This is a genomic window from Nocardia anaemiae NBRC 100462 (assembly GCF_001612725.1).
In the GTDB taxonomy this organism is placed as follows: domain Bacteria; phylum Actinomycetota; class Actinomycetes; order Mycobacteriales; family Mycobacteriaceae; genus Nocardia; species Nocardia anaemiae.
Genome location: NZ_BDAZ01000019.1, coordinates 147,105 through 156,002 on the forward strand (window position 1 = coordinate 147,105; position 8,898 = coordinate 156,002).

At 66.5% G+C, this 8,898-nt stretch carries 7 protein-coding genes; all 7 read right to left on the reverse strand.

What is annotated here, in order from left to right; translation table 11 throughout:
• Positions 1-51 precede the first annotated feature (51 nt).
• The 7 genes from NA5_RS13900 to NA5_RS13930 all read right to left on the reverse strand — a co-directional run bounded on the left by NA5_RS13900 (position 52) and on the right by NA5_RS13930 (position 8,811).
• Positions 52-642 (reverse strand): DUF305 domain-containing protein, encoded by a 591-nt coding sequence (locus tag NA5_RS13900; RefSeq protein ID WP_062985803.1) that lies wholly within the window; start codon positions 640-642, stop codon positions 52-54.
• Positions 643-695: 53 nt separating this feature from the next.
• Positions 696-2,270: an LVIVD repeat-containing protein gene (locus tag NA5_RS13905; RefSeq protein WP_157110394.1), complete on the reverse strand. Its 1,575-nt coding sequence runs from the start codon at positions 2,268-2,270 to the stop codon at positions 696-698.
• A gap of 144 nt (positions 2,271-2,414) precedes the next feature.
• Positions 2,415-3,293, reverse strand: a complete 879-nt coding sequence (locus NA5_RS13910; RefSeq protein ID WP_062985728.1) for a hypothetical protein — start codon at positions 3,291-3,293, stop codon at positions 2,415-2,417.
• Positions 3,290-4,354, reverse strand: coding sequence for a hemolysin family protein (locus NA5_RS13915; RefSeq protein WP_062985730.1), 1,065 nt, complete (start codon positions 4,352-4,354; stop codon positions 3,290-3,292). The genes NA5_RS13910 and NA5_RS13915 overlap by 4 nt, the downstream gene beginning before the upstream one ends.
• Complete coding sequence (locus tag NA5_RS13920) at positions 4,347-5,735, reverse strand: hemolysin family protein (protein ID WP_062985808.1); 1,389 nt, start codon at positions 5,733-5,735, stop codon at positions 4,347-4,349. The genes NA5_RS13915 and NA5_RS13920 overlap by 8 nt, the downstream gene beginning before the upstream one ends.
• A gap of 625 nt (positions 5,736-6,360) precedes the next feature.
• Positions 6,361-7,797 carry a GuaB1 family IMP dehydrogenase-related protein gene (locus NA5_RS13925; protein WP_062985732.1) on the reverse strand — a complete coding sequence of 479 codons (1,437 nt, stop codon included), beginning with the start codon at positions 7,795-7,797 and terminating at the stop codon, positions 6,361-6,363.
• Between the two features lie 168 nt (positions 7,798-7,965).
• The gene (locus tag NA5_RS13930) at positions 7,966-8,811 is read right to left on the reverse strand and encodes a DMT family transporter (RefSeq protein ID WP_062985734.1); all 846 of its coding nucleotides are present in this window, start codon (positions 8,809-8,811) and stop codon (positions 7,966-7,968) included.
• Positions 8,812-8,898 lie beyond the last annotated feature (87 nt).

Genomic DNA, 8,898 nt, shown 5'->3' on the forward strand with positions numbered 1-8,898 from the left:
CTCTGAAGTAGCACCGCGTGGCCGACCCGCGTCCGACGGGGCACGGTTCGGCTATTGCGGTGCCTGACCACTGAGTTGGGCGAGCAGCACGCTGATCACACCGGCCTCCTGGCTCTGGCTCTGGAACATCGAGCGGGCGGTCTCCTTGACCGCACCCGAGGGCAGCAGTTCATCGGCGGCACGAGCCATAACCAATCCGCCCTGGTGATGACGCAACATCATTTGCAGGAACAGGATTTCGGCGTCGCGGCCGCGGGCCGCGGCCAGTGCATCGAGTTCGACGGTGGTCGCCATACCCGGCATCGCATCGCCGTCCGACGGGTTCGCACTCGGATGATGTTGCGAGGCAGCCGAATCGGCGTGCATCCACGCCATCGGATGCGACGAAAGCGGCGATGCATCGGCCAACCGCAGCCACCCCAGCATGGTCCCGATCTCGATGCGCTGCGCATCCGAAAGCTGTTGTGCCAACCGCAGTACGGTCGGATCCACGCCACGATCCAAGCGCTGCACCATGATCAGCGCCTGCTGATGATGTGCGGTCATATCCTGCGCGAATCCGATCTCGACCGCGCTGAGAACCGGTGCGGCCGTATGCCCTTCGGGCAGCACGAGCGGACGCAGCGCCGCCCCGAGCGCCATCAGGGTGAACGCAACAGAGGCGAGCGCCGCGACTCGGAACCAACGGGACACGGCTACGACCCGACGGTCGATTGCTGATTCTCGGGCACCGCATACACGTCGTTCTCGAGTTGCAGCACCATGAATCCGTTATCGGAGCAAGCCACATACAGCTGATCGCCGCGCCACTCCGGCGGCGAGAAGCACCAATCGGTGGAGACATCACCGAAGGCGAGCTTGCCGGTGCGCGGGGTGAGTGCGTCCATCGGATTGAATTGCCCCTCCAACACCGCGCGTGCGGCCGGTGGTGCGCTCATGAACGGCACGCCGATGATCGAGGCGAGGGCGTGCGGTGAGTTCCACAGGCTCAGGTTCTGGCCGGTTCGCGCGGGCGGATTGAAGTAGGCGATCTCGCGAATATTGTGCGGATCACGGACGTCGAAAACCCGGATGCCGGAGGAGATCCAGCCGCACGCGAGTGCGGTGGGGTCGTCCGGACGGTCGGCGGCACAGTAGTGCGATTCGTAGGCGAAGACCGAACCGCCCATCGAACTACCGATATTGCTGTCGATGTTCTGCAGCAGGTTGATCTCCAGCTTCACCTTCCCGGCGACCTTGGGTGCGGTGTCGTTGGAGATATCGATGAGTTTCACACCGCCGGAACCACCTTCGTCGACGGTGTAGAGGTAGGGCTTGCCGTCGTAGGTCACCGGGATGCTGTGCTGGGTGGCCCAGCCGTCGGTCCAGAAGGTGCGGCCGATATGGGTGACCTGCGGATTGGGGTCGCGGCGCTGCACCGCGCTGATATCGAGCACGGTGAATCCGCCGAGCGCGGACAGGTACATGCGGTTGCCGTCCGGACTGATGCCGAAGCCGTGCGCCTCGATCCCGGTCAACCCCTGCCAGATGACGTGGGGATTGGTCGGATCGGTGAGATCGACCGCGCTGACGAAACCGGGCGCGATTCCCGAGGCCCAGTAGGTGCGCCCGTCGGGGGACCAGCCGCCCTCGTGGGTGGTGATCGGCAGCGGCATCAGCAGATTCGTACCGGGGCCCGGATTGAGCAGCCTCGGATACGCGCAATCGGAGACGTCGTAGACCGACAGATAGCCGACGCCCTCGCCGACCGGCACACCCGTGCCGACCAGCAGTTTGCGTTCGGTATTGACCTTGAGACTCTCCCAGGTGCCCGCGAGCATCGCCGGTTCGGTCAGGGTGACCGTCGGGCGCGGGTGTGCCGGATCGGAGACGTCGAGCACCTGGACACCGCGGCCCTCGCTGATCAGGTCGCCGGGGAAGAACGAACCCATATACGCGCAATGATCGAAGCTGGTCGAGGTGATCCCCGCCCCCCGGCCTGCGTAATTGCCGACCATCGACATATTGCAGGTGTAGCCCTGAGTGCTGCGCCGATTGTCGCGGTCGGCGGCCGGAACATCGCCTTGCAGCCCGGTTTCCGGCATCGACCCGGGTCCGCAGTCCGCCCGGGGTACCGAGGTCCGGCCCACATCGAGGAACTCCTGAACCGCCGTGGCGATATCGTCTTGCAGATCGGCCGATGCGCTGCTCGGCAACATCATCGCGGCCACCACCACGGTGGCGAACAAAGTCAACGGCCGGGCACGGCGCAATGTCAGCTTCGGGTGCATCGTTGCATCCCAACTTTCCTCATCATGGGCACATACCGCGCCGACTCAGACGGAGCATAAACTGACTGAATGGTAGTAATGCGCAGTAACTTACGCGGAGGTTTCGGCGAAATGCCAGGTGGTCCGTGGGGCGCGCTGTGATGCTCAGCTGGCGGTGAGCGTCGCGGTGTCGTATGTCAGCAGCGATGTGCAGACGTCGAGTAGGGACTGTCTGAGTCCCACCGATCGCTCGGCCAATGCCGACTGCGCCCGGACGTATTCGGCACGCCCCGTCGGTGTTTCGATGCGGACCGGCTCATAGCCGTAATCGGTCAGGTCGTACGGGCTGGCGCGCATATCGAGTTCGCGTGCGGCGCAGGCGAACTCGAAGTAGTCGAGGAGCAGGTCGGAGGAGAGGAGCGGGGTCAGTTTGAAGCCCCATTTGTAGAGGTCCATATTGGCGTGCAGGCAACCGGGCTGTTCGCGAGCGACCTGGTCGGCGCGCGTCAACGATTCCGCGTTGCGGCCGACGGCATCCGGGGTGAAGAAGCGGAATGCGTCGAAGTGGGTGCAGCGCAAGGACATCGACTCGACGACCGCGTCGGTACCGGCGCCGCCCAGGCGCAGCGGCACCTGTTGGTGGCGGACCTCGTCGGTTTTGTACACCATCGCCCACTCGTGCAGGCCGAAGCAGGACAGTTGCGCCGGGCGGGAGGCGGTGGCGCGCAGCAGTTTTGCGATGAATTCGATGGTGTCACGACGTCGCCCGATGAACGCGGGGTCCGCTGTGTAGACAGCCGCGCCATGTTGGTGATATCCGCGAGCCCCGTCGTACTCCCGCGCTCCGGTCAATGCGACACCGAATCCAGGGTGCCAGCGTCGCAACTGGGCGGGTTTATGTCCGTAGTACGTGAACAGAAAATCGATGACCGGATGTGACGAACCCGCCGCGCGCCGTTCGAGATACGGTCCGACGAGTTCGTCCAGCCGAGCCCGGTGGGCGGCGGCCCTGGCCCGCCACTCGGACTCGGCCAGCACGATCATTCGATCACCCGGTGCGTCCCGTCGCGCACGGTGCCGACGAACTCTTCCACCAGATCCTCCAGCGCCACAATGCCCACCGTATTGCCGCGGGCGTCCACGACGCGGCCGAGGTGGGAGTTGGTGCGGCGCAAGCGGGCCAGCGCCTCGTACAGCGGCGTACCAGCGCTCACCGTCGGCAGCGGGCGAATATCGGTGCGCGGGATGGGCGTATTCGGTCCGGCGCTCTCGTCGGCGACCTTGTCGAGCACATCCTTGACATGCAGATACCCGACCAGCGAACCGTCGCTCGCCCGCACCGGATATCGGGAGAAGCCGGTTTCGGCGACCGCGCTTTCGATATCGCCGAGCGTGGTGCCGTTACCGCGCAACGGCACCGAGCGGGTCGTCGACAGCCGCACCATCACATCGCCGACCACGCGATCGGAGGTGCCGAGCGCCTGGGTCAGGCGGCGGTGCTCCTCCTCGTCGAGCAGTCCCTCCGAGCGGGATTCACCGATCATCTCGGCGAGCTCCACACTGGACACCGTCGCCTGCAGCTCATCCTTCGGCTCGATCCGCAACATGCGCAGCGACAGATTCGCGGCCAAGTTGTAGAGCGCGATGAGCGGGCGCGCCAAGCGCAACCACATCAGATGCACCGGAACAAGCAGCAGCGCACTGCGTTCCGGTCCGGCCAGCGCGATATTCTTCGGAATCATCTCGCCGAACAGAATGTGCAGGATCACCACGATCGCCAGCGCGATGGCGAAGGCTACGGGATGCAGCAGCTGTTCGGGCAGGCCGACCAGCTCGAACGGCCCCTCCAGCAGATGCGCCACCGCGGGTTCGCCGACCCGGCCGAGCAGGATCGAGCAGATGGTGATGCCGAGCTGTGCGGCGGCAAGCATCATCGATAGGTTCTCTCCAGCCCGAATGACCGTATTCGCCTTGCGCTTTCCCTGCGCGGCGAGCGCTTCCAGGCGGTCGCGGCGCGCGGAGATGAGGGCGAATTCGGCGGCGACGAAGAAGGCATTGCAGCCGAGCAGCACCACCGTGAACAGAACACCGAGGAGATCACCCATGGCTGTTCTCCTTGGCATTGTGCGAGTTCAGCACCGCGGCCGCGACCGGGACCAGCCGGATTCGATCGATGCGCCGCCCGTCCATCCGTTCGACCTTGGCGATCCAGCCACCCTCCTCGTCATCCGGATAGCGGTGCGACGATCGTGGATTCGGCAGGATCACCTCGTCACCGGTGACCGGGATGCGGCCCAGCCGAGTCAGCACCAGACCGCCGAGAGTCTCGTATTCGCCCTCGGGCGCGTCGTAGCCGGTGGCGCGGGACACCTCGTCGATGCGCAGCAGCCCCGAGCAGTCCCAGCCGTCGGCGACCCGGCGGACATCGCGTTCTTCCTCATCGTGCTCGTCGCGGACATCGCCGAGGATTTCCTCGATGAGATCCTCCATTGTGACGATGCCCGCGGTGCCGCCGTATTCGTCGACCACCAGCGCGACCTGCATGCCGTCGGCGCGCACCCGCTCGAGCACCTCGTCGCCGTCGAGGCTGGCGGGCACGATCGGCACCGGCCGGGCGAGCATATGCAGCGGGATGGTGTTGCGCACATTCGCCGGATGAGTGAACGCCTGTTTGACGTGCACCACGCCGAGGGTGTTGTCCAGATCGCCGTCGATTATCGGGAAGCGGGAGTAACCGGTGCGGCTGGCGGCCGCGATCAGGTCGGCGATGGTGTCGGACTTGTCCAGGGACTCGATCTTCACCCGCGGCGTCATCAACTCCTCGGCGCTGCGCTCACCGAATTGCAGCGATCGATCGACCAGCTGCGCGGTGCGGTGATCGAGTGCACCGCGCAGTGCGGAGGTACGCACCAGCGAGCCGAGTTCCTGCGGGGAGCGCGCCGAACGCAATTCCTCGGCCGGTTCCACACCCAGGCGGCGCACCACCCAGTTCGCGGTGCCGTTGAGGAAGTGGATCATCCACTTGAACACCACCGAGAAGGCGACCATCGGGCCCGCGGTCACCCGGGCGGTGCCGAGCGGCTTCGATATCGCGATGTTCTTCGGGACCAGCTCGCCGTAGATCATCGACAGCGAGGTGGCCAACAGCAGCGCCAGTGTCAGCGAGATGCCCTGCGCGGCACCCTCGCTCAGGCCGAGTGGGGTGAACAGCGGGGATAGGAGTCGGGCCAGCACAGGTTCGGCGATATAACCCGTGATCAGGGTGGTGATGGTGATACCGAGCTGGGCCCCGGAGAGCTGGAACGACAGCGTGGTATGCGCCTGCCGCACCATGCGCGAGCGGGCATCCCCGACGGTGCGCACATGCGATTCGACGGTGCTGCGTTCCAATGCGGTGAGTGAGAATTCGGCGGCAACGAACAATGCGGTGCCGACGGTGAGGGCGATGAACCCGATCAGGCTGAGCACGGTGAGCACGACGGACATCGTCAGCACCACCTGCGAAACATACGATGAGCTGAATCGGATCGGGCGGCTGTGGGACGGAGAGCGCCGGGTTTGTCACCCGGCTCGGTAGAGGAGCCCTCCTGTGCGGCGCCCTCGGACGCGGGTGACAACTTGTTCCTCTCGGCAAATGGGTTCCTGAAGCCGGAAACCGGCAACCACTATGTTACCGGCTGTGTCTAATGGCAGCGCCTTCGGCGCTGCGTGTTCGCGGCCCCCTGGTGTCTCGCGTCCGAGCCGTCGAGACTCGCGACTTCGTCGCATGCGCTTCGACGACTCGGACGCGAGACGGGCCGCGAACGGTCGCTCGTAAGACTCGCTCCGTGGTGGTTGGGGATGGCGGGATGTTCGGCACTTGGTGCACGCGTGCCGGTGGTCGAGTCCCAGGCCTGCGGCATGCGCTTCGATGGCTTGGCTGTGCCCGATAGCGGCGCCTGCGCGCGGACGCGAGACGCGCCGCGAACTCCTCGCGCGTAAGACTCGCTCCGTTGTGGTCGGTTGTGGCGGGCAGCCTTCGTCGTTATCCGTCGCTGAGCAGGGACTACCGTCTGTGGGGCTGGGCTGCCATTCGCGAGGAGCTATCGGCTGAGCTGCCCTTGTCGAGGGCCTACCAGCCGCTCGGCAGCGGGCGGCCTTCCGCGAAACCTGCCGCTGATTGCACGCCGAGCACCGCCTTGTCGTGGAACTCGGTGAGGCTGCGGGCACCCGCGTAGGTGCACGCGCTGCGGACGCCGGAGCAGATGTGGTCGATGAGGTCCTCGACGCCGGGGCGTTCCGGATCCAGACGCATACGCGAGCTGGAGATGCCCTCCTCGAACAGTGCCTTGCGGGCGCGATCGAAGCCGCTGTCGGTGGCGGTGCGGGCGGCGACGGCGCGCTTGGAGGCCATGCCGAAGCTCTCCTTGTAGGCATTGCCGTCGCGGTCGACGCGCAGGTCACCGGGGGATTCGTAGGTGCCTGCGAACCACGAGCCGATCATCACATTGGACGCGCCCGCGGCGAGTGCGAGAGCGACGTCGCGCGGGTGCCGGACACCGCCGTCGGCCCAGATGTGCACGCTGAGTTCCTTTGCGGCGGTGGCGCATTCGGCCACCGCGGAGAACTGCGGACGGCCGACGCCGGTCATCATGCGGGTGGTGCACATGGCGCCGGGGCCGACACCGACCTTGATGATGTCCGCGCCCGCCGCGGCCAGATCACGGGTGCCCTGCGCGGATACCACATTGCCCGCGACCAGCGGCACGCCGAGGCCGAGATCCCGGATGGCGCTGAGGGTTTCGAGCATTTTGGCCTGGTGGCCGTGCGCGGTATCGATGACGAGCAGATCCGCGCCCGCGTCGACGAGCGCCTTGGCCCTGGCCGCCACATCGCCGTTGATGCCGACCGCGGTGGCTACGCGCAACTGGTTGTCGGCGTCGACATTGGGCTGGTAGATCCCGGCGCGGATGGCGCCGGTGCGGGTCATCACGCCAGCGAGGCTGCCGTCTTCGGCGACGAGCACGGCGAGTTGCGCGTGCTTGGTCTCCAGCAGATCGAACAGATCGCGCGGCGAGGTGCTGGCCGGTGCCTGAACGAAGTCGGTGACCTCGACATCGCGCAGCCGGGCGAAGCGGTCCACATCGGTGCAGGACGCCTCGGTGACCACACCGACCGGCTTACCGCCGTCGACGACCACCACCGCGCCGTGTGCGCGCTTGTGCATCAGCGCGACGGCCTCGGAGACCGAACGCTCCGGATCCAGCGTGACCGGGGTATCCGCGGTGAGCGAGCGGCTCTTGACGAAGGCGATGGTTTCCGATGCCGCGGCGATCGGGAGATCCTGCGGCAGGACGACGATGCCGCCGCGACGGGCGACCGTCTCGGCCATCCGGCGTCCGGCGACCGCGGTCATATTCGCGACGACAATGGGAATGGTGGTGCCGGACCCGTCTGCGGTCGACAGATCCACATCGAACCGTGACGCGACATCCGTCCGATTCGGGACGAGGAAGAGGTCGTCGTAGGTCAGGTCGTACGGCGGCTGATGACCAGGGAGAAACTGCACTTAACCGATTCTAACCGGTGCGCCGTACTCCCGTGCAATCCCCCAGCATTCGGTCCCCACCTCGCCCGAAACGCGCGCCGCGGACTTCGGAATCAAGATCAGGTGGCACTGGTGGCGGGGTTTCTCGACCGATGCCGCCATGGATTCCACCTGATCTTGATCCGGTTGTCACGCGTCGGCTTGGGCGCGGGCGAGTTGGATTGTGGTGGCGCACATGATGATTACGGCTACGGCGATGACGGCGAGGCCGAGGGGGGTGGTGCGGAGGCGTTCGTCGAGGACGGTGATGCCGATGAAGGCGGCGGCCAGGGGCTCGGCGATGGTGACGGCGGGCAACGATGCGACGAGGGGGCCGGATTGGTATGCGCGTTGCTGTAGATAGAGGCCGATCACGCCGGAAGCGACCAGGGCCCAGGTCTGCCAGCTGCCCAGCACGTGAATGAGGCCGCCTTCGAAGAGTTCGGTCACATAGTCGGTGAGTGCGGCGGCCAAGCCGAACAGTGCACCGCCGACGGCGCCGAACAGGAGTGCGCGGCGCGTCGGGTCCGAGGTCGCGACGGCGATGACCGTGGCCACCGCAAGCAGGCCGAGCAGGGCGGCCAGCGGCGGGATCCAATCACGCAGGGGCGCATTGGAATTGCCCTGGGTCGGATCGCCGACGATCAAGAAGCAGGCGAGGGCAGCGGCGAGGGCGATGGCGGTCGCCCAGGTGCGCGGGGTGACGCGGCGGTGATTGAGTCGCGCGGAGAGCGGGAGCGCGAAGACCAGCATGCTGACCAGAATCGGCTGCACGAGCAGCACCGCACCCAGCGCCAACGCGGCGACCTGCATCGCGTAACCGCCCGTGTCCCCGACGATTCCGGCCCACCACCGCGGATTGCGCAGCAGTGCACGCATGAGCGACTCGTCCTGTGCGACCGCGGCCGCCGCATGCTGCTGCGCGACCGCGGCTACCGCGAAGAGCAATGCCGCGATCAGCGCACAGACGACGGCGCCAACCTGATGATTCGCCACCCGGTCAGTTTGCCCCGCGATTGCGGCCGCCCGGCACCCCCTGTGCCCGCCCGGCGCGTCGACGCGTGCGCCCGGGCGTGTCGCCGC